The following is a 20,018-nucleotide window of genomic DNA, read 5'->3' as shown; positions in this document are numbered from 1 at the left end:
CGGAGCCGCGAGCGCGCTCTGTCCGCGAATCGAGACCTTCGATCATCACGGCGTCTCGGCGGCAGGCGGTGGAGCTTGATCGGCCGACGCTGTCGTCGCCCGCACCACGATCTGCCTGCCGTCGGTCGTCACCGACACGTGCTCGGCCGCATAGGCGGTATTGAGGGCGGAAACGGCTTCCTGCAGATTGCTGGTGCGCAGATCGGCCAGAGGCGCGTACAGCGTGAAGTCGTAGGGATGCAGATACGAGAGCGTCAGCTTCGAATCCCTGGCCCACCGGGTGAGCATGTTCTTCAAAGTGCCATCCATCGGAGAGGCATAGAAGGCATATGTCTGCTGCAGTGGGATTGCCTCGGTGGTTTCCGAGAAATGGTTCACCGGCTTCCAACGTCCGTGGAAATCGGGGGCCGGGCGCGTCGCGCATCCCAGCAACGCGATCGCCGCGCCTGCAAGCACAAGAAAGCGGAAGGAAGTTCTACGTTTCACGCTTCACCAATCGATGAGGTTGAAGTGACCGACATGCGCCCGTTTGGCGTGCGCAGCGGAAACCCGCCAAGCAGGCTCGAACGAGCCGCCTCAACGGATCCTGGACAAAAATGAATGAGGGAAGAACAGATACTCCCCGGGAGTTCACGCGTCAATGGGGGTGCCACACCCGCGCGCACAAAGCTACCCATATGCCTTCCCCGACTGACAACGATTCCCTGTTACTGCGACCTCTGTCACGGTCGCATTTGAAGACACCACTCAACACCCCCGCCGAACCGGCTCCTTGTTCGCCCCTTGACATCCTATTCCACGAAAATCGTGACGATCATCACGATGCGTTCGGGTTTGTTCAGGAGAAGTTAGCCCGGAACGTAACGCGCGGTCAAGATGTGTTTATCGTTAAACCGTGCGTCGGACTGACACCCATCTCAGAACGTGAGCTTGGGCACTTCTGTTTTGGGCAGAAGTCTCTCTGTGAAATATTTGTCCTTGAAGTATTTGATCTTGTCGCACATCACCGGGTGCGGAATGCCTTCGTAGAGGAATACCTCCCTGTCGAAGCCCATCGCCTTGAGTTCCTGCGGCAGCATCAGGGCGCGGCGCTCTTCCGCTTCGCTGATCGTCACGCTTCCGGACTGGCCGTGGGAGCGCGAGCGATTGCGCTTGTGCAAGGTCGTATAGCCCAGCATCTCCGAATAATCGTTGGCATCCTGCTGCTCGCGCGGGGCATAGATGATCTGCAGGGCGTGGTTGGTGATGATGGTGCGCGAGACGTCCTTGCCGTAGGTGGCGTCCAGCTGCGACATGCTCTGGATGATCGGCAGCAGGCGGACGTTGTAGCCGGCCATGTACGACACCGCCGAGGCGATGATGTCGACCTTGCCGATCGAGGTGAACTCGTCCATCAGCAGCAGGCACTGGTGCTTGAGCTCCTTGTTGTTCTGCGGCAGCTCCTTGGTGTTGACGTTGATGAGCTGGCTGAAGAAAAGATTGATGATCAGGCGCGATTCGGACAGCTTGTTGGGCTGGATGCCGATGTAGATCGTCATCTTCTTCTTCCGCACCTCGTCCAGGCGGAAGTCGTCGGCAGCGGTGGCGGCATCGAGGATCGGGTTGATCCAGGCGTTGAGCGGCTCCTTGAACGTGCCCATGATCGAGGCGAAGGTTTCGTCCGCCTGCGAGAGCATGTTGGCGAAGGCCGCCTTGGCATTGCTGCTGAGGAAGCGCCGCTGCGACAGCCCCGTGAGGTATTTCTTGAGGTCAGTGCCGTCGCCGGACGACAGACGGTAGATCGCGCCCAGCGTGGGCGTGCCATGCGTGCCGGGGAAGCCGGTCTGCTGCTCGTCGTCCCAGTTCTCGAACAGGTACAGCGAGAAGGCCATGAAAGCGTTGCGCGCCTGGCTCACCCAGAATTTCTGGTCGTCCGAGCCATCCGGATACAGCATCGCCGCGATGCTCATCAGGTCGGAGACGCGGAAGGCCGCATCGTTGGAGACGTAGGTCAGCGGATTCCAGCGATGCGTGCGCCGGTCCTCGGCGAACGGGTTGAACAGGAAGACCTCATGGCCGACCGACTTGCGCCAGCCCGAGGTAAGGTCGAAGTTTTCCTGCTTGATGTCCAGCACCACCATCGATTCCTGGTAGTCGAGCAGGTTCGGAATGACGATGCCCACGCCCTTGCCCGAGCGCGTGGGAGCGGCGAGGATCACGAACTGCTGGCCGCCCAGGCGCACCAGGTTGCCCTTGAACTTGCCGACGACGATGCCGTTCTTGGACGGCTTGAGCAGATCCTTCTTGGCAAGATCGCTGCCAGTGGCGAAGCGGGCCTCGCCATGCGTGGACCGGGGCTTGGGCTTGAACATCAGGATCAGCATCGCGGCGTAGGCCAGGAACGGCAGGCCGAAGCCGATACCGCCGGCGAGCTTGATCTTGGTGACATAGGGCTTGACCGATGGCAGGTCGAGCGCCCGGAAGTAGGTCCAGTAGGTATTCCACTTCATGATTCCGGAGTTCAGCTTCAGGAACAGAAGCGTGAGATATCCGGACAGATAAAGTCCGACGAAAAACGTCAGCAGCCCCAACACTGCCGCGAAAATGATCTTGCCCTTCAACGTATCGCCCCCGATCTTGGTGCCGTGCTGCCCGCTCGTTGTCTGTTCTAACCCACGAACTACTAGCCCAGGAACCGCAGCAGCTTGCGGCCCGTGCCCTTGCCCGCCCGCTTCGAGGACCGCCGCTTGTTCGGGCGCTCCGTCACCGGACGGTCTTTCTCCTGTTCCTGTCGTTGCGCTTCCTCATCGACCAGCCGGTCCATCCAGGTCATGGCGCTGTCGATCGACAGTTCGTGCCGGATCTTGGCGCCGGACAGGGTCACCACAGCGTAGGCCACGACCGCGCTCGGATCGTATTCCCGGCCTTCCGTGATGGCCATGACCTGATACCCGCCTTTGATGAGGATGGGATGTCTGTATTCCGTCATCGGGTCGTCCTCCTTGGATCGAGGGATCATAGTACCCGACCGCCACGGCTTGCCACCTGTCACAACCCGGTCATGCATGCGCCGATTCCGTGCTTTGGTTCCCGGATCAACGACGTTCATGCGAAAATTGCGGGCCAAGCCCCCGTAGCTCAGCTGGATAGAGCGTTCCCCTCCTAAGGGAAAGGTCGTGCGTTCGAATCGCGCCGGGGGCGCCAGCTATGCGGGTCCCTCCGCAAGAGCCCGCACATCCCTGTGCGGACTTTCCAATGCTCAGCGGCCTGGGCACGCACTCGGGCCTTCAACTGCTTTGCCTTTATTGCTTTCAGGAGCCTTATTCCATGACCCACCCCGTCCTCACCGCTCTCGGCCTCGGCGACAACGAGTCCGGCACCTATCTCGGCAATGGCGAATGGTCGAAGACCACCGATGCCGGCGTGCTGGAACCTGTGAATCCGACCGACGGCAGCGTGCTGGCGAGGGTGCAGGCATCGTCGGACTCCGACTACGAAACGCTGATCGGCCGCGCGCAGGCTGCGTTCAAGATCTGGCGTACCACGCCCGCGCCGCGCCGCGGCGAAGCCATCCGCCTGTGCGCGGAGGCGCTGCGCACGCACAAGGACGCACTGGGTTCGCTGGTCGCGCTGGAGATGGGCAAGTCGAAGCCGGAAGGCGACGGCGAAGTGCAGGAAATGATCGACATCGGCGAATTCGCCGTCGGGCTGTCGCGCCAGCTCTACGGCCTGACCATGCACAGCGAACGCCCCGGCCATCGCATGTACGAGCAATGGCATCCGATCGGGCTGGTCGGCATCATCAGCGCGTTCAACTTCCCGGTCGCGGTATGGGCCTGGAACAGTTTCGTCGCGGCGGTGTGCGGCGACATCTCGATCTGGAAGCCCTCGCCGAAGACGCCGCTGTCGGCGATCGCGGCGATGAAGATCTGCAACGAAGCCCTGCGCAAGGGCGGCTTCCCGGACATCTTCTATCTGTTCAACGATGCCGGCACGGAGCTCGCGCAAAGCTTCGTCGACGACCGCCGCATCCCGCTGATCAGCTTCACCGGCTCGACCAAGGTCGGCCGCAACGTCGGCGAGCGCGTGGCGCAGCGCATGGGCCGCTCGCTGCTCGAACTCGGCGGCAACAACGCCATCATCGTCGATGAGACCGCCGATCTGAAGCTCGCCATCCCGGCGATCGTATTCGGCGCCGTCGGCACCGCCGGCCAGCGCTGCACCACCACGCGCCGGCTGTTCGTGCACGAGTCGATCCATGACGACGTGCTCGACAAGCTGGTCAAGGCCTACGGCCAGGTCGAGAAGAAGATCGGCGACCCCACCGATCCGGCCAACCTGATGGGCCCGCTCAACAGCCAGGATGCCGTGAAGGCCTACCTCGCCGCGATCGAGAAGGCCAAGGCCGCGGGCGGCACCATCGCCAGCGGCGGCAAGGCGCTGACCGACCGCAAGGGCAACTTCGTGCTGCCGGCCATCGTCACCGGCCTGTCGAACGACGCCGAGGTGGTGCAGACCGAAACCTTCGCTCCGATCCTGTACGTGATGAAGTATCGCGATCTGGACGATGCCATCGCCCAGCAGAACGACGTGCCGCAGGGGCTGTCGTCGGCGATCTTCACCACCAATCTGAAGGCGTCGGAAGCCTTCCTTGCCGCCTCGGGTTCGGACTGCGGCATCGCCAACGTCAACATCGGCACCAGCGGCGCGGAGATCGGCGGCGCCTTCGGCGGCGAGAAGGAAACCGGCGGCGGCCGTGAATCCGGCTCGGATGCCTGGAAGGCCTACATGCGCCGTCAGACCAACACCATCAATTACTCCGACGCGTTGCCGCTGGCGCAGGGCATCAAGTTCGATCTTTGACGCGGCGACCGTGCCTGACATATCGTCCCATTCACATGCAGGGAAGCATCAGGGTGCAAGGCGGCTCGAGAACATGAGCCGCCACGCCCGTACGCAAGCTCGTAAACAAAACACATAGGACGTGAAGCCGACAGGCCATGACTGACGCCTCCCCCGCTCCCACCGAACGTTTCAGCAGCCGCGTCGACGACTACGTCCGCTATCGGCCGAGCTATCCGCCGGCGTTGCTGGACTGGCTGCGCCAGGCCGAGGGAGTGGATGCGGGATGGCATGTCGCCGACATCGGCGCGGGTACCGGCATTTCCACGCGCATGTGGCTCGAAGCGGGACACCCGGTGACCGGCGTCGAACCGAACGCGGCGATGCGTGAAGCGGCGCGCGAGTGGCTGAAGGATTATCCGAACCTGCAATGGGCGGCGGCGACCGCCGAAGCCACCACGCTCGCCGATGGCAGCGTCGATCTGGTCTCGGCCGCGCAGGCCTTCCATTGGTTCGATCCCGACAAGGTACGCGCCGAATGGGCGCGCATCCTGCGCCCGGATGGACTTGCCGTCGTCTACTGGAATTCGCGGCTTCTTGAAGGCTCGCCATTCCTGGAAGGCTACGAACGCCTGCTGCGCGAGTTCGGTACCGACTACGTCGGGGTCGCCGAGCGCTATCAGGACGACGAGACGATGGAGCGCTGGTTCGGTGCCGGCTTCCATGGCATGGCGCGGTTTCCGAATCGCCAGCGCATCGATTTCGATGGCCTGCGCGGGCGCTTGTTGTCGTCCTCGTACGCGCCGCAAGCGGGGCATCCGCGCTTCGAGGCGATGATCGCCGCATTGCAGACGCTGTTCGACGAGACCGCGACCGGCGGCCGCGTCGATTTCGACTATCAGACACGCGTGTTCGTGGGCACGTTGAGCTGACATGTACAGACTCGCCCGCCCCTTCCTGTTCGGATTCGACGCGGAGCGCGCGCATGGGCTCGGCCTGGCCTCGCTCGAAACCGCCTACCGCACCGGCATGACGCCGCTGCTGGCGCGCAAGCCGACACCGTTCCCCACGCGCGCCTTCGGCCTCACCTTTCCCAACCCGGTCGGCCTCGCCGCGGGCCTCGACAAGAACGGCGCGCACATCGATGCCCTGCTCGCCCTCGGCTTCGGTTTCGTCGAAGTCGGCACGGTGACGCCGAAAGCGCAGCCCGGCAATCCGGGGCCGCGCATTTTCCGCCTGCCCGAGCAGCGCGCGATCATCAACCGGCTCGGCTTCAACAACGAAGGCGTCGAAGCCCTGGTCGCCAACGTCGCGCGCGCGCGGCGCAAGCTTGGGCTGCTCGGCATCAACATCGGCAAGAACAAGGACACGCCGAACGAACTGGCCGTTTCCGATTACCTGTACTGCCTGGAGCGGGTCTATCCGCTCGCCGACTACGTCACCGTCAACATTTCCTCGCCCAACACCGCCGGCCTGCGCGAATTGCAGGAAGAACAGGCCCTGCGCCGCCTGGTCGGCGCGCTGCGCGAAGCGCAGGAACGCCTCGGCAGCAAGCACGGCAAGCGCGTGCCCATGCTGGTGAAAGTCGCGCCCGATCTGTCCGAAGATGATATCTCCGCCGCCGCGCGCGTGCTCGCCGATCTGCAGGTCGACGGCGTGATCGCCACCAACACCACCGTCATGCGCCCGGGCTTGCAATCGCATCCGCTCGCGCGCGAGACCGGCGGCCTGTCCGGCGCCCCGCTGCTGGAGAAATCGACGGCGGTGTTGCGCATGCTGCGCACGCGCCTACCGGACGAGATTCCGTTGATCGGCGTCGGCGGCATCCTCTCCGGCGCCGACGCGGTGCAGAAGATGGCCGCGGGCGCGACACTGGTGCAGTGCTACACCGGCCTGATCTATCGCGGACCGGGACTGATCGGCGAATGCAATGCCGCGATCCGGCGCCGCAAGGAAATGCCCAGCCGCGGCAATCTGCCGATCGTGCAATGACGGCTGGCTATCGATTGCTCGCGGACGCCGATCTCACCCGGCGCAATACCTTCGGCGTCGCCGTGCGCGCGCCGCTGCTGGTCGAGGTGCAAGACACCGCCGCCTTGCCGTCACTGTTCGCCAACGAATTGGCCGGCACCGCGCCGCTTGTGCTCGGCGGCGGCAGCAACCTGCTCTTCGCCGGTGATCCCGACATTCCCGTGCTGTCGATCGATGCGCGGGAGATCGACATCCTCGCCGACGAAGGCGATCACACCATCGTGCGCGCCGACGCCGGCGTCGAATGGCATCGCTTCGTCATGGAAACGCTGTCGCGCGGCCTGTGCGGACTGGAAAACCTCGCACTGATCCCCGGCACCGTCGGCGCGGCGCCGATCCAGAACATCGGCGCCTACGGCGTGGAAGTGGAGACGCGCATCCATTGCGTCGAGGCGTTCGAACGCGCGAGCGGCGCATTGCAACGGCTGAGCCCACAAGATTGCGCCTTCGCCTATCGCGACAGCGCGTTCAAGCGCGATCCGGCGCGCTGGATCGTCACCGCGGTCGAATTCAACCTCACGCGCGAGGCCGCGCCCGCGCTCGACTACGCGGGCCTGCGCGACGAACTCGCCGCAATGGACATCGCGGCACCGAACGCATCGCAGGTGGCCGAGGCCGTGATCCGCATCCGCCGCCGCAAACTGCCGGACCCGGCCGTGATCGGCAATGCCGGCAGCTTCTTCAAGAATCCGATCGTGCCGGTCGCGCTCGCGGAAGCTTTACAAGCGGAGCATCCTTCGCTGCCGATGTTCCCCGGCAGCGGCGCGGACACGCGCAAGCTGTCGGCGGCGTGGCTGATCGATCGCTGCGGCTGGAAGGGCGCGCGCGAAGGCGATGCCGGCGTGTCCGAGAAGCATGCGCTGGTGCTGGTCAACCACGGCCATGCCACCGGCGCGCAGTTGCTCGACCTCGCCCGCCGCATCGCAGCCTCGGTGCGGGAACGCTTCGGTGTGTCCCTGGAACCGGAGCCGCGCATCGTGCAAGGCATCTGGGACTGAGAGCTTGGGATTGAGACACGACACGGATCGCGAAGAACAGACAGACAAGAACAACTTCGATCCTGCGCCGCAGGCATCGCGAACCGAAACCACACGATCCTTAGATGTCCCCTCCCCTGCCCCCTCCCATCCGCGCGGCATTGCTGATGCTGGCGAGCACGTTCTCGTTCGGCCTGATGGCGATCACCATCCGTTTCGCCTCGCAGTCGCTGCCGACGCTGGAGATCGCCTTCTTCCGCAACGCCTTCGGCCTGCTCGTGCTGCTGCCGTTGTTGCTGCGCGGCACACGCGGCTTTCCGCGCACGCGGCAACTGCCACGCTATCTGCTGCGCAGCACGATCGGCATCGGATCGATGCTGGCGGGTTTCTGGGCCATCGGCCATCTGCCGCTGTCACAGGCGATTTCGCTGTCCTATTCGACGCCGCTGTTCGTCACCATCGCCGCCGTGCTGTGGCTCGGCGAGACCGTGCGCATGCGGCGCTGGGCGGCGGTGTTCGTGGGATTCATCGGCGTGCTGGTGGTCGTGCAGCCGTGGTCGCACGCGTTCACCGCCGGCAGCCTGGTGGCGGTGCTCGCGGCCGTGCTGAGCGCGGTGGTGGCGATCCAGATCAAGCAGCTCTCGGCTATCGATCCTGCCGATACGATCGTGTTCTACACCTATCTGTTCTGGGTGCCGCTGTCGTTCGTGCCGGCACTGTTCGTCTGGGAATGGCCGAGCGGCATCGCCTGGCTGTGGCTGATCGGCACCGGCGTGTTCGGTACCGGCGGCCAGTTGCTGTGGACGCGCGCACTGAAGCTCGGCGACGTGTCGGCGCTGACGCCGATCAGCTTCATGCAGCTGCCCATCGTCGCTTTCGCCGGCTGGCTGTTCTTCGACGAAGCACTCGGTCGCGCGACCCTCATCGGCGCCGCGATCATCTTCGCCGCCAACGCCTACATCGCCCACCGCGAGGCGGTGCTGGCGCAGCGCGCGGCCACCGCCGCGCCCGTGGAAGCAGCCAAACCGGGCGAGTAGTCGCCGCAAAATCATGTTGCAGCGCACGAATTCCTGCGCTGCAGCATGGCTGTGGCGCACGCTGTACCGGGGGCAAACCGGCAAAGGAGCGTGGCATTTCCGGCCACGTCGCTCATTCCGGGCGATTTGTGATTGACCCCTTCACAAACGCGGTGCTACTCCATACGCCGCCGTACGAAGCGACATGCCGTACGAAGACGGATGCAGCAATGGATTGCAACACCATCCGTGTCATTGCAATTGTCATTCAATCCATTTCCGGAGGTGTGGATCATGGCTACTGGTATGCAACAGCGCGCGCCCAAACATTTGCCCCTGGTCCTGGCGACCGCCGCAGTCACGGCGTTCGCCGCGCAATCGGCGCATGCTGAAGCAGGCGATTACAGTTTCTGGCAGACCTTGGTGAACCTGGTCTCGCCACCACCGGCCGACAACAAGGTCAAGCCGGAGCAGCGGCAAGGCACCTATCCGCTGCTGAGCAATCCAACGTCGGGATTCGCCGACGGTTTCGATCCCGGCGCCTACGGCACCTGGCAAACGATCCAACTCGCGCCCGGCACCGGCGCTGTGTGCGGCAACGGTTCGCCGTACAAGTTCTTCGTCAACCGTGTCGCCAACACGCGCAACACGATCGTCTACATGGAAGGCGGCGGCGCCTGCTGGGATTACGGCAGCTGCACGGGTGCGACCGGCATCCGCGGGGCGCGAAATCCGAACGGCATTCCCGACGATTACATGAGCCTGCTCAATCCGGGTTCCAGCCTGGTCAGCCCGTTCGTGACGCGCATCAGTCCGTTCGATTCGGTGAAGACGCAGCAGTGGAACATGATTTACGTGCCCTACTGCACCGGCGACATCTACAGCGGCGACAAGGTGGCCGTGTACGACGATCCCACCGGCCAGAACGCACCGCTGATCTGGCACCACAACGGCCTGCGCAACGTGCGCGCGGTGACCGCGTGGCTGAAGGACAACCTGCCGCGTCCGACGCAGATGCTCTCCACCGGCTGCAGCGCCGGCGGCGTCGGCAGCCTGACCAACTATGTCGGCCTGCGCAACGACATCGCGCCGGACAAGGGCTTCCTGATCGACGACTCCGGCCCGGTGTACTCCGCGCCCGTCAACGGCGATCCGCAGCAATATCCCTCGCAGCCGCTCAACCTGAAGATCCGCAGTGCCTGGGGCCTCGATGCGCCGAACGGCCCGGTGCCGTACCTGGCCAGCCTACTGCCGCTGCTCGACCAGAACGACCTCGGCACGATCTATCCGGCGCTGTCGTCCAAGTTCGCGCAGGACCGGCTCGGCCATACCCATTTCTGGCAGGATCTGAACTTCTCCAGCTATTCCTACGAGCGGTTCTATCCGGAAATCGAGAACGCCCCGGACCAGGCCACCAAGGAACAGCTGATCCACGGCAAATGGTTCGTCGACACCGGGAACCTGCGCTTCACACTGAACGGGCTCGACAACTTCGGCGGCTATTTCCCGCAGTACCGCGCCGTGAACGAGAGCCACTGCACGACCATCATCGACTTCAAGAACGGTGACATCCAGGCGCAGAATCTGCAGCTGAAGAACTTCATCGACAGCGTGCTGGACGGCCAGGGCAAGGTGCTGGACGCCTCCGAAGCCGACGACACCGCCGATCGCAATAAGCCATTCAATCTGCTTTACTGGCTCATCGATCAATTGCTCTGACGGGACGCTCGTGCGGAAGCGGGCATCCCCCGCTTTCGCACGAGGACATATGAAGCGCGGACTCCTGGGATACTTGCTGATACTCCTCGCCGCTGGCGGCTTGATCTGGGCTGTCGCGCAATCGAAGCTCCCGAAAGAGCCCGCGGCCGCGGCGGCAAGCGCCCAGGCCGCCCCCGCTCCGACCAATACGCAGCTGGCCGCCCTGGAGGCCACACCGCAGGCGCAGGACATGCGCGTCCGCAAGGCTTTCGAGGCGAACATCAAGCAATTCCTGCGCGATGCCCCGCGCATGACACCGGCGAAGCGTTCGGAATTCACCCGCGTCTATACGGCCTGGATCGACGCCTACGAGAAATCGAGGCAGCTTTCCGCCGGCGAGGCGATGCTGCTGCGTGCGAGCCTGATCGAGGCCAACGAGCCCGACAATGTCGCCCGTGCCGAACAGATCGCCGCGCTGGTGCAGAACTATCGCCAGAATGCAGAGCGGCGCGGGGCCGAATGGGCCTCGCAGCTGCAGAACGACACGAAATTCCAGGAGTACAAGTCGCAGGAACGTGAGATCGTCGGGAAAGTGATGACCATGCACGAAATTCCAGGCGGAATGACGCGTGATCAATATCTGCGGCAACAACTGCAAGAAGCGCGCGAGCAGGCTTACAAGTAACCGTCCCGCGGGCGTTCAACCGGCTAGTGGGTTCGCGACTTGTTCGCCAGTGCCTTCCAGGGCGGCAAGCCCCTGAACACCAGCGAATACACACCGACCGTCCACACCGCCGCCGCGGACCAGCCGGCCAGGATGTCCGACGGGTAATGCACGCCCAGATAGATCCGCGACAGTCCGACCATCGGCACGAACACCGCCATCGCCGCCACGACCCACCGGCGCCAGCGCGTCGGCCAGGCGAGCAGGATCAGTACCAGCGCCAGGGTCATCGACCCCATCGCATGGCCGCTGGGAAAGCTGTAATTGCTTTCCGGCGCGATCGACTCCCACAGACTGGGACGTTCGCGCGCGAAGAACTGCTTGGTCGCGATATTCAGCAGCGCCGAACCACCGAGCGCCGCGGCCGCGAAGACGCTTTCGGGAAACCTTCGGCGCACCGCCAACACCAATACGAGAATGATGTCGATGGGCACGACGCCGTACTGATAGCCCAACGCGGAGAACAGCAGGAACACGTGATCGAATCCCGATCGCGCGATCTCGTGCGCGAACAGCAGGATCGGCTCGTCGAACATGAGCGCCTGGGATGCATGCACTTCGTCGGCCAGCTCGACGAACAGCCACAGCGGCAACAGCACGCCCGCGAACAGGAGCAACAGTCGCCAGCCATGGCGACGCAGGAAGCTGGCCCCGACCCGCGCCTCTTCCCGCAGGGCCGAGTTTGGATCAACCGGCCGCTTCGGCACGGCGATATTTGCGCTCGACGTAGTCGTCGATGATGCCCACGAACTCGTGCGCGATGTTCTCGCCGCGCAAGGTCACGGACTTCTCGCCGTCGATGAACACCGGCGCCGCCGGCGCTTCACCGGTGCCCGGCAGCGAAATGCCGATGTTGGCATGCCGCGACTCGCCAGGACCGTTCACCACGCAGCCCATCACCGCCAGCGTCAGGTTCTCTGCGCCCGGATGGCTCACCTTCCACTCCGGCATCTTGTCGCGCACATGCTGCTGCACGACCTTGGCCAGCTCTTGGAAGAACTCCGATGTGGTGCGCCCGCAGCCCGGACATGCCGTCACCATCGGCGTGAACGCGCGCAGACCCATCGTCTGCAGCAACTCCTGCGCCACCACGACTTCCTGCGTGCGCGGCGCACCCGGCTCCGGCGTGAGCGAGATGCGGATGGTGTCGCCGATGCCTTCCTGCAACAGCACCGACAGCGCGGCGCTGGAAGCGACCATGCCCTTGCTGCCGATGCCGGCCTCGGTCAGGCCCAGGTGCAGGGCGAAATCGGAGCGCGAGGCGAGATCGCGATACACCGCGATCAATTCCTGCACGCCACTGACCTTGCAGCTGAGCACGATGCGCTCCGCCGGCAAGCCAAGTTCGACCGCGCGCGCCGCCGAATCCAGCGCGGACCTGATCAGCGCCTCGCGCAGCACGCGGCCGGCGTCCCACGGGTCGGCGCGCAGATGATTCTCGTCCATCAACTGCGCCGCCAATGCCTGGTCCAGCGAACCCCAGTTGGCGCCGATGCGCACCGGCTTGTCGTAGCGCATCGCGAATTCGATCAACTGCGCGAACTGCACGTCCTTCTTCTTGCCGAAGCCGACGTTGCCTGGATTGATGCGGTACTTGGCCAGCGCCTCGGCGCAGGCCGGCTCGTTGGTCAGCAACTGGTGGCCGTTGTAGTGGAAGTCGCCGATGATGGGGACTTCTATCCCCATCATCGCCAGCTTCTCGACGATTTTCGGCACCGCCGCGGCGGATTCGGGATTGTTCACCGTCACCCGCACCAGTTCGGAGCCCGCGCGCCAAAGCTCGGCCACCTGCTTGACCGTGCCCGCGACGTCGGCGGTGTCGGTGTTCGTCATCGACTGCACCACCACCGGCGCATCGCCGCCGACGGCGACGCCGCCGATATGCACCTGACGCGTGGCGCGGCGCGACTGCGGGCCGAAGGCCGGTAGCGGTTCCTGGTGGCAGGGCAAGGGCTGGGCTGACATGGGTCTCTGGATCGGTGTCTGGATCAAATGGCGTCGATCAAATGGCGCCGTGCGAGGGTTCCGGCTTCGGTGAAAGGCCGCGGATCACGAGAACAGCATCTCATGCCGCGGCAGGGATTCCAGCCACGCCCTCGCCTCTCCGGTCGAATGGACGAAGCGAACCGCGCCATGCGTCGCGTGCTCGCGGGCGAGCTCCGAGAAGCGAACTCCGTGCGCCGAGAAATCCTCGATCACGATCGCGAGGGGAATCCGGTAGTTGACGAACTTCTGGAACAGTTCGCCGGCCAGGCCGGTCCCGAGCTCGAAGAACTCCTTCGACAACGCATCCTCGGTCAGGATCAGTCCGCGCGCGCCGAAGCAGGCGCCCAGCGCACCGGAGACGTCTCCGGACGATCGGATGAAGATCGCATGATCGCTCGCGGCGAGGATCTGATCGGGGGCGGACTCGGTATCGGACATGGGGCTCACGGCTCGGATGCCGTCAAACGGCATTTTACCCGCCATCATGCCCCGCGCGTGCTGTACAAGTGCATGCTGTACAAGTGCGCGCCGCAGCGCGCCCAACGCGGGCCTGAGACCCGGATCACGGCCTCACGCCTGCAACGCAGCTTCCCGCGACCTCGGCGCACCGGCCGCCTTGCAATCCTCGACCATGCCCAGATCCTGAAGTTCGACCTCCCCCAGAGCCGCGCATGGCCACGACTTCCGCCACCATTCCCACCACCGACGGCGCCCGCCTCATCAAGCGCCTGTGCGCCCACTGGAGCCATAAGTTTCCGGTGGAATCCAGCGAAGGCCACGGCGACATCGCCTTCGACGCACAGACCCGCGTGCGCCTGAACGCCACGGACGAGACGCTGGAGGCCGCCATCGAAACTGCGGATGCCGCTTACGTCACGCGGCTGCAGGACGTCGTCGCCGAACACCTGAACCGCATGGCGCGCGGCGAAACCCTGACCATCGCCTGGTCCGCCGTCTCTTGACACATGCGCCCCTGAAACATGACGCCGGCGCCCACGTGGTCTAGGCTGTCGTGATGCCGCCTCCCGACCGCGACAACGTCCTCACGCCCAGCCAGCTCAACACGCTGGCGCGCAATCTGCTGGAGGACGCCTTCCCGCTCGTGCTGGTGGAAGGCGAACTCGGAAATCTGTCACGGCCGGCCTCGGGCCATCTCTATTTCACGCTCAAGGACGCACGCGCCCAGGTGCGCTGCGCCCTGTTCAAGCCCAAGAGCCAGTGGCTGCGATTCCAGCCGCGCGAGGGCCTGCGCGTGCTCGCACGCGGGCGGCTCACTCTCTACGAAGCGCGCGGCGACTATCAGTTGATCCTCGATTCGCTCGAGGAAGCCGGCGAAGGCGCGCTGCGCCGCGCGTTCGAGGAACTGCGCGCAAAGCTGCAGGCCGAAGGGCTGTTCGACACCGAACGCAAACGTCCCCTGCCCGCCTACGTGCGCCGGCTCGGTGTGCTCACCTCGCCCAGCGGCGCCGCCGTGCGCGACGTGCTGAGCGTGCTGGCGCGGCGTTTCCCCCTGCTGGACGTGGACGTGTTGCCAGTGCCGGTGCAAGGCGAGACGGCGGCGGCGCAAATCACTTCGATGCTGAAACGCGCGGCGGCATCAAACCGCTACGACGCGCTGCTGCTCGCGCGCGGCGGTGGATCGCTGGAGGATCTGTGGGCCTTCAACGATGAAACGCTGGCGCGCACGATTGCTGCATCGCCGGTGCCGGTAGTGTCCGCGGTCGGCCACGAAACCGACTTCACCCTCGCCGATTTCGCCGCCGACCTGCGTGCACCGACACCGTCGGTCGCCGCGGAACTGCTGGCACCCGATCGTCGCGACCTGCTCTCGCAACTCACCAATCTCAACCAGCGTCTGCAAACCCTGCATCTGCATCGGATGCGCACGGCGATGCAGCGCGCCGACCGCGCCGCGTTGCGGCTGAACGCCTTGCGCCCGCAGGCACGCCTGCAGGCGCTGCGCGATCGCCAGCGCGAGGCGATCCGGCGCCTGTCGGCAGCCTGGCGCACCCGCGTCGATCGCGACATCGCCAAATTGCGCCATGCCGATGCCGTGCTGCGCGCGATGCATCCGCGCCGGCGCCTGGCGATCCTGCGCGATCGCCTGTCCGCGCTCGCGCCGCGTCCGCAAGCGGCCATCGCGCGGCAACTGCAACGAGAAGCGCTGCGTCTGCGCGGCCTGGCGCGCTCGCTGGAGGCCGTCAGCCCGCTGGCGACCGTGGCGCGCGGCTACGCGATCCTGCAGCACGAGGACGGCCGCGTGGTGCGCGTCGTCGGCGATGCGCAATCCGGCGATCGCCTCGACGCACGCCTGAGCGATGGTCGCCTGCTCGTGCGCGTGGAATCCGAAATCTGATGCACAACAACGCGCTATATCGCTGTCAAGCAACCGATCTTTCACGCCGCATGCGCGATGCTGTGCATCGAGTCGCGCCGTCGGCACGCAGAGCGAATCCCCCATGCTGAAGAAACGCTACCCCTACTATCTCGCCGGCAAGGCGGTCGCCGCCAACACCGATCTCGAAGTCCTCGACAAATACTCCGGCAAGCGTGCGACACGCGTCGCCTTCGCCGATGCGGCGACCGTGCGCAAGGCGATCGTGGCGGCGCACAAGGCCGCGCCGGCGATGGCGGCGATGCCGCACGACGCGCGTCGCGACGTGCTCGAGCATTGCGTGCGTCGCTTCCAGGAGCGCTTCGAGGAACTCGCGCTTGCCCTGTGCATCGAAGCCGGCAAACCAATCAAGGATGCGCGCGGCGAAGTCACGCGCCTGATCGATACCTTCCGCATCGCCGCCGGCGAAGCCACTCGCCTCGGCGGTGAGATCCTCGATCTGGAAATCTCCCCGCGCACCCGCGGCTATCGCGGCCTGGTCAAGCGCGTACCGGTCGGGCCATGCGCCTTCATCACACCGTTCAATTTCCCGTTGAATCTGGTCGCGCACAAGGTCGCACCGGCGATCGCCGCCGGCTGCCCGTTCGTGCTGAAGCCCGCGCCGAAGACGCCGATCGGCGCATTGATCATCGGCGAGATCCTCGCCGAGACCGATCTGCCGAGCGGCGCGTTCTCGGTGCTCGTCTGCAGCAACGAGGATGCCAGCCTGCTGGTCGAGGACGAACGCATCAAGCTGCTCAGCTTTACCGGCGGCCTGATCGGCTGGGACCTGAAGGCGCGCGCCGGCAAGAAGAAGGTCACGCTGGAACTCGGCGGCAACGCCGCCTGCATCATCGACGATGATCCGGGCATCGATCTCGACGCGGTGGTCGATCGCCTGGTGTTCGGTGCCTACTACCAGTCGGGACAAAGTTGCATCAGCGTGCAGCGCATCCTCGCTCACGCCAACGTGTACGAGAGGCTGCGCAAGAAACTGAAGGCCGCCGTCGCCAAATTGAAATCCGGCGATCCGCGCGACGAAAAGACCTTCATCGGGCCGATGGTCGACGAAGCCGCCGCGCAGCGCGTCGAATCCTGGATCAAGGCGGCGAAGAAAGGCGGCGCGAAGGTGCTCGTCAGCGGCGAACGCATCGGCAACCTGCTGCCGGCGGCGCTGCTCGAGAACGTGCCGCGCGATGCCGACCTCTATCGCAAGGAAGCCTTTGGCCCGGTCGCCAGCCTGGAGTCCTTTGACGATTTCGAGGACGCCATCGCCCGCGTCAACGATAGCGACTTTGGTCTACAGGCCGGCGTCTTCACCGGCCGCATCGCGCATGCGATGCGCGCCTGGGACGGGCTCGAGGTCGGCGGCGTGATCGTCGGCGACGTGCCCAGCTTCCGCGTCGACAATATGCCCTACGGCGGCGTGAAGGATTCCGGCGTCGGCCGCGAGGGCGTGCGTTATGCGATCGAAGACATGAGCGAGCCGCGTCTGCTGGTGATCCGCAGCTGAGCCAGTGCGAACTCGGCACGGCTCGCCTACACATTTCCTTCACGCGACAAAACGATCCAATCGACACTCTTCGTCACACGACGCCGCAAGGCGTCGCGTGCGGAACGAGACATCCGGCAATGTTTTGACGTCCGTGCACTTCATCGCACGCGCTGTCCGCATCTTCGTGCCCGTTTTCATTTCAAAACCTGCGCTCTGTAATCGGCATTTCGCACGTTGCTGCGAATGCACACGCGTCATGGAAGCTTCACAATCCGGCGTGCTGATGCTACAAGCCGGCCCGGGGGATCCAGATATAACAACGTCGTAATCGCGGGGAGAGCGCTCATCCGGGCGCCAGCGATTGCGCGCGTCGCCACCGGGAGCCGATATGACCTTCAAACGCCATGCTACGACTGCACGCGCGCTCATGCCGTTGAGCGCACTCAGTCTTGCCTTGCTTGCCGCATTGCCTGCCGCCGCGCGCGCGCAAGAACCGGCCGATCAATCCGCCGAAACCAAGACCACGCAACTCGACACGGTCGAAGTGGTCGGTTCGCGCGCGCGCAACCGCACCGCCGCGGAAGCGCCGGCGCCGGTGGACGTGATCAGCCGCGAGCAGTTGCAGGCGGCCGGCGTGCAGGAAGTCGGCCAGGCGTTGCAGATGCTGGAGCCGAGCTTCAACTTCTCCCGCACCTTCGTCAGCGACGGCACCGACATCCTTCGCCCTGCCACGCTGCGCGCGCTCGGTCCCGATCAGGTGCTGGTGCTGGTGAACGGCAAGCGCCGCCATCAGCAGGCGCTGGTCAACGTGCAGCAGACGATCGGCCGCGGTTCGGCCGGTACCGACATCAACGCGATCCCGATCACGGCGATCGAGCGCGTGGAAGTGCTGCGAGACGGCGCCGCGGCGCAATATGGTTCCGACGCGATTTCCGGCGTGATCAACATCGTGCTCAAGCGCAGCACCGACACCTCCGGCTCGCTGGAAATCGGCCAGACCTACAAAGGCGACGGCGAGGTGATCCATGGCGGCATCAACACCGGCTTCGCGCTCGCCGACGACGGATTCCTCAATTTCACCTTCGAATACCGCGACCGCGGCGAGACCAACCGCGCCGGCCCCGACACCCTGCGCGTCAATCCTCCGCGCGTGACGCAGCGCCTGGGCGACGCCGACGCCAAGGACGCCTACCTGTGGTTGAACGGCGGCCTGCCGATCGGCAAGGGCGAGCTGTACTGGTTCGGTGGCTACTCCAAGCGCAAGGGCGATTCCTCCGGCTTCTTCCGCAGCGCCGGCGACAACCGCACCGTGCCCGAGCTCTATCCCGACGGCTTCCTGCCCAACATCCTCACCACGGTCGAGGACACCTCGCTGGCGCTGGGCTATCGCGCGCCGCTGGGCGAAAGCTGGAACTGGGACGTGTCGGTGAACAAGGGACGCAACAAGTTCGGATTCGTCGAATCGAACTCGGTCAACGTCAGCTGGTGGTACGAGCCCAAGCCCGGCGGCGGCATTTATGCGGAATCCCCCACCAGCGCCGACACCGGCACGCTGCAGGCCGATCAGACCACTTTCAACCTCGATTTCCGCGGCCCGATCAACTGGGGCATCGGCGAAGAACCGCTGTATCTGGCCACCGGCGTCGAATATCGCAAGGACGATTACAAGATCACGCCCGGCGATCCCGTCTCCTACACCTATGGGCGCACCAACGATCGCAGCATCCCGATTCTCGGGCAGGCCGGCGAAACGGCGCAGCCCGGTATGCAGGGCTTTCCGGGCTTCTCGCCGACCGAAGCCGTCGATGATGGACGCCACAACTACGCCGTCTATCTCGATGCCGAAACGCGCTTGACCAAACGTTTCCTGATCGGCGCGGCCGTCCGCTTCGAGGATTACTCGGATTTCGGCAACACCACCACCGGCAAGCTGTCACTACGCTTCGACGCCACCGAGAAGTTCGCGATCCGCGGCACCCTCGCGACCGGTTTTCGCGCGCCGGGCGTACAGCAGCTGTTCTACAGCCAGCGCTCGACCAACCTCGATCCAAGCGGCGTATTGGTGGATACCCTCACCGCACGTCAGGACAGCGACGTGACGCGTGCCTTCGGCATCCAGCCGCTGAAGGAAGAGGAATCCGTCAGCGGCACGCTGGGCGTGGTCTTCAAGCCCAACGAGAACACCACGTTCACCGTCGACGTGTTCCGCATCGACATCGACGATCGCATCATCTTCTCCAGCAACATCGTGCCGGAGTCGGGTTGCGTCGGCCCTGGCGATCCGAACTGCCCGATCGCCAACATCCTCAATCCGCTCGGCGTCGGCCAGGTGCTGTTTTTCACCAACGCGATCGACACCAAGACCCAAGGCATCGACATCGTCGGCGAGCACAGCATGGAATTCGGCGAGGGTTCGCGCCTCGACCTGACCGCACTGCTGCACTGGAACAAGACCGAAGTCACCAAGCGCAAGTCGCAGTCGGCGATCCTGCCGCCGGACAAGCTCTTCGACGACACCCAGGTCACGCTGATCGAGCAAGGCCAGCCGCGTGCGCATCATGTGCTGCAAGGCGTCTACACCGTCGGTGACTGGAGCTTCCTGGCGCGCGCCAACTATTTCGGCAGCGTCTCCGGCGAAGGCTTCACGCCCGGCATCAAGCAAACCTGGGGCGGCGAATGGCTCGGTGACATCGCGATCGGCTACCGCTTCAATGACAGCCTCAAGCTGACCATCGGCGCCAACAACGTCTTCGATGCCTACCCCGACAAGTGGGATCCGGTGAAGGGGGCTCCGTTCCCCCAGCTCGGCTTCAAGTACGGCTGGGAAACGCTGCCCTTCGGCACGAATGGCGGCTACTACTACGCCAAGCTCGACTTCCGGTTCTGATCTGCCGGC

Annotated in this window: 17 protein-coding genes and 1 tRNA gene; 12 read left to right on the top strand and 6 right to left on the bottom strand. The window is 64.7% G+C overall.

Going from position 1 to position 20,018, the window contains the following annotated elements; all coding sequences use genetic code 11:
- Positions 1-45 precede the first annotated feature (45 nt).
- The 3 genes from LG367_RS15760 to LG367_RS18760 all read right to left on the bottom strand — a co-directional run bounded on the left by LG367_RS15760 (position 46) and on the right by LG367_RS18760 (position 2,968).
- Positions 46-486, bottom strand: coding sequence for a toxin co-regulated pilus biosynthesis Q family protein (locus LG367_RS15760; protein ID WP_226470222.1), 441 nt, complete (start codon positions 484-486; stop codon positions 46-48).
- Positions 487-917: 431 nt separating this feature from the next.
- Positions 918-2,600: a type IV secretory system conjugative DNA transfer family protein gene (locus LG367_RS15755; RefSeq protein ID WP_226470221.1), complete on the bottom strand. Its 1,683-nt coding sequence runs from the start codon at positions 2,598-2,600 to the stop codon at positions 918-920.
- Positions 2,601-2,662: 62 nt separating this feature from the next.
- Positions 2,663-2,968, bottom strand: coding sequence for a hypothetical protein (locus LG367_RS18760; protein WP_226470220.1), 306 nt, complete (start codon positions 2,966-2,968; stop codon positions 2,663-2,665).
- Positions 2,969-3,106: 138 nt separating this feature from the next.
- Between LG367_RS18760 and LG367_RS15745 the strand changes: the two genes are divergently transcribed.
- The 8 genes from LG367_RS15745 to LG367_RS15710 all read left to right on the top strand — a co-directional run bounded on the left by LG367_RS15745 (position 3,107) and on the right by LG367_RS15710 (position 11,228).
- Positions 3,107-3,183 (top strand) — tRNA-Arg (locus tag LG367_RS15745).
- Between the two features lie 123 nt (positions 3,184-3,306).
- A complete protein-coding gene (gene amaB, locus LG367_RS15740; protein WP_226470219.1) occupies positions 3,307-4,842 on the top strand; it encodes an L-piperidine-6-carboxylate dehydrogenase in 1,536 nt (511 codons plus the stop codon).
- 137 nt (positions 4,843-4,979) lie between these two features.
- Complete coding sequence (locus LG367_RS15735) at positions 4,980-5,753, top strand: class I SAM-dependent methyltransferase (RefSeq protein ID WP_226470218.1); 774 nt, start codon at positions 4,980-4,982, stop codon at positions 5,751-5,753.
- 1 nt (position 5,754) lies between these two features.
- Positions 5,755-6,813 (top strand): quinone-dependent dihydroorotate dehydrogenase, encoded by a 1,059-nt coding sequence (locus LG367_RS15730; RefSeq protein ID WP_226470217.1) that lies wholly within the window; start codon positions 5,755-5,757, stop codon positions 6,811-6,813.
- Positions 6,810-7,850 (top strand): UDP-N-acetylmuramate dehydrogenase, encoded by a 1,041-nt coding sequence (gene murB, locus LG367_RS15725; RefSeq protein ID WP_226470216.1) that lies wholly within the window; start codon positions 6,810-6,812, stop codon positions 7,848-7,850. Before LG367_RS15730 ends, murB begins: the two co-directional genes overlap by 4 nt.
- Before the next feature lie 104 nt (positions 7,851-7,954).
- Entirely contained in the window at positions 7,955-8,866 is a 912-nt protein-coding gene (locus LG367_RS15720) for a DMT family transporter (protein ID WP_226470215.1), read from the top strand.
- Positions 8,867-9,139: 273 nt separating this feature from the next.
- Positions 9,140-10,564 carry a pectin acetylesterase-family hydrolase gene (locus LG367_RS15715; protein WP_226470214.1) on the top strand — a complete coding sequence of 475 codons (1,425 nt, stop codon included), beginning with the start codon at positions 9,140-9,142 and terminating at the stop codon, positions 10,562-10,564.
- A 49-nt stretch (positions 10,565-10,613) separates the two neighbouring features.
- Entirely contained in the window at positions 10,614-11,228 is a 615-nt protein-coding gene (locus tag LG367_RS15710) for a hypothetical protein (protein WP_226470213.1), read from the top strand.
- Between the two features lie 23 nt (positions 11,229-11,251).
- Here the strand turns inward: LG367_RS15710 and LG367_RS15705 are convergent, their stop codons facing one another.
- The 3 genes from LG367_RS15705 to LG367_RS15695 form a co-directional block, all read right to left on the bottom strand.
- Complete coding sequence (locus LG367_RS15705; protein ID WP_226470302.1) at positions 11,252-11,941, bottom strand: phosphatase PAP2 family protein; 690 nt, start codon at positions 11,939-11,941, stop codon at positions 11,252-11,254.
- Between the two features lie 13 nt (positions 11,942-11,954).
- Complete coding sequence (ispG, locus tag LG367_RS15700) at positions 11,955-13,232, bottom strand: flavodoxin-dependent (E)-4-hydroxy-3-methylbut-2-enyl-diphosphate synthase (protein WP_226470212.1); 1,278 nt, start codon at positions 13,230-13,232, stop codon at positions 11,955-11,957.
- Between the two features lie 84 nt (positions 13,233-13,316).
- Positions 13,317-13,796: a DUF4180 domain-containing protein gene (locus LG367_RS15695; RefSeq protein ID WP_226470211.1), complete on the bottom strand. Its 480-nt coding sequence runs from the start codon at positions 13,794-13,796 to the stop codon at positions 13,317-13,319.
- Between the two features lie 128 nt (positions 13,797-13,924).
- Between LG367_RS15695 and LG367_RS15690 the strand changes: the two genes are divergently transcribed.
- The 4 genes from LG367_RS15690 to LG367_RS15675 all read left to right on the top strand — a co-directional run bounded on the left by LG367_RS15690 (position 13,925) and on the right by LG367_RS15675 (position 20,009).
- Positions 13,925-14,215: a DUF2218 domain-containing protein gene (locus LG367_RS15690; protein ID WP_226470210.1), complete on the top strand. Its 291-nt coding sequence runs from the start codon at positions 13,925-13,927 to the stop codon at positions 14,213-14,215.
- Between the two features lie 53 nt (positions 14,216-14,268).
- Positions 14,269-15,609 carry an exodeoxyribonuclease VII large subunit gene (xseA, locus tag LG367_RS15685; protein WP_226470209.1) on the top strand — a complete coding sequence of 447 codons (1,341 nt, stop codon included), beginning with the start codon at positions 14,269-14,271 and terminating at the stop codon, positions 15,607-15,609.
- A gap of 103 nt (positions 15,610-15,712) precedes the next feature.
- Positions 15,713-17,140, top strand: a complete 1,428-nt coding sequence (locus LG367_RS15680; protein WP_226470208.1) for an aldehyde dehydrogenase family protein — start codon at positions 15,713-15,715, stop codon at positions 17,138-17,140.
- Between the two features lie 370 nt (positions 17,141-17,510).
- Complete coding sequence (locus tag LG367_RS15675) at positions 17,511-20,009, top strand: TonB-dependent receptor plug domain-containing protein (protein ID WP_226470207.1); 2,499 nt, start codon at positions 17,511-17,513, stop codon at positions 20,007-20,009.
- Positions 20,010-20,018 lie beyond the last annotated feature (9 nt).

This window comes from Luteimonas panaciterrae, assembly GCF_020511115.1.
GTDB lineage: Bacteria > Pseudomonadota > Gammaproteobacteria > Xanthomonadales > Xanthomonadaceae > Luteimonas > Luteimonas panaciterrae.
Note: the sequence above shows the minus strand (reverse complement) of the source record. Positions and strands in the feature narration are given on the sequence as shown.

Excerpts from the sequence above, each read along its gene's own strand:
- LG367_RS15675 (WP_226470207.1), top strand. The coding sequence starts at position 17,511 with ATGACCTTCAAACGCCATGCTACGACTGCACGCGCGCTCATGCCGTTG.
- LG367_RS15690 (WP_226470210.1), top strand. The coding sequence starts at position 13,925 with ATGGCCACGACTTCCGCCACCATTCCCACCACCGACGGCGCCCGCCTC.
- murB (WP_226470216.1), top strand. The coding sequence starts at position 6,810 with ATGACGGCTGGCTATCGATTGCTCGCGGACGCCGATCTCACCCGGCGC.
- LG367_RS18760 (WP_226470220.1), bottom strand. The coding sequence starts at position 2,968 with ATGACGGAATACAGACATCCCATCCTCATCAAAGGCGGGTATCAGGTC.
- amaB (WP_226470219.1), top strand. The coding sequence starts at position 3,307 with ATGACCCACCCCGTCCTCACCGCTCTCGGCCTCGGCGACAACGAGTCC.
- LG367_RS15730 (WP_226470217.1), top strand. The coding sequence starts at position 5,755 with ATGTACAGACTCGCCCGCCCCTTCCTGTTCGGATTCGACGCGGAGCGC.
- LG367_RS15710 (WP_226470213.1), top strand. The coding sequence starts at position 10,614 with ATGAAGCGCGGACTCCTGGGATACTTGCTGATACTCCTCGCCGCTGGC.
- LG367_RS15680 (WP_226470208.1), top strand. The coding sequence starts at position 15,713 with ATGCTGAAGAAACGCTACCCCTACTATCTCGCCGGCAAGGCGGTCGCC.
- LG367_RS15735 (WP_226470218.1), top strand. The coding sequence starts at position 4,980 with ATGACTGACGCCTCCCCCGCTCCCACCGAACGTTTCAGCAGCCGCGTC.
- ispG (WP_226470212.1), bottom strand. The coding sequence starts at position 13,232 with ATGTCAGCCCAGCCCTTGCCCTGCCACCAGGAACCGCTACCGGCCTTC.
- xseA (WP_226470209.1), top strand. The coding sequence starts at position 14,269 with ATGCCGCCTCCCGACCGCGACAACGTCCTCACGCCCAGCCAGCTCAAC.
- LG367_RS15720 (WP_226470215.1), top strand. The coding sequence starts at position 7,955 with ATGTCCCCTCCCCTGCCCCCTCCCATCCGCGCGGCATTGCTGATGCTG.
- LG367_RS15715 (WP_226470214.1), top strand. The coding sequence starts at position 9,140 with ATGGCTACTGGTATGCAACAGCGCGCGCCCAAACATTTGCCCCTGGTC.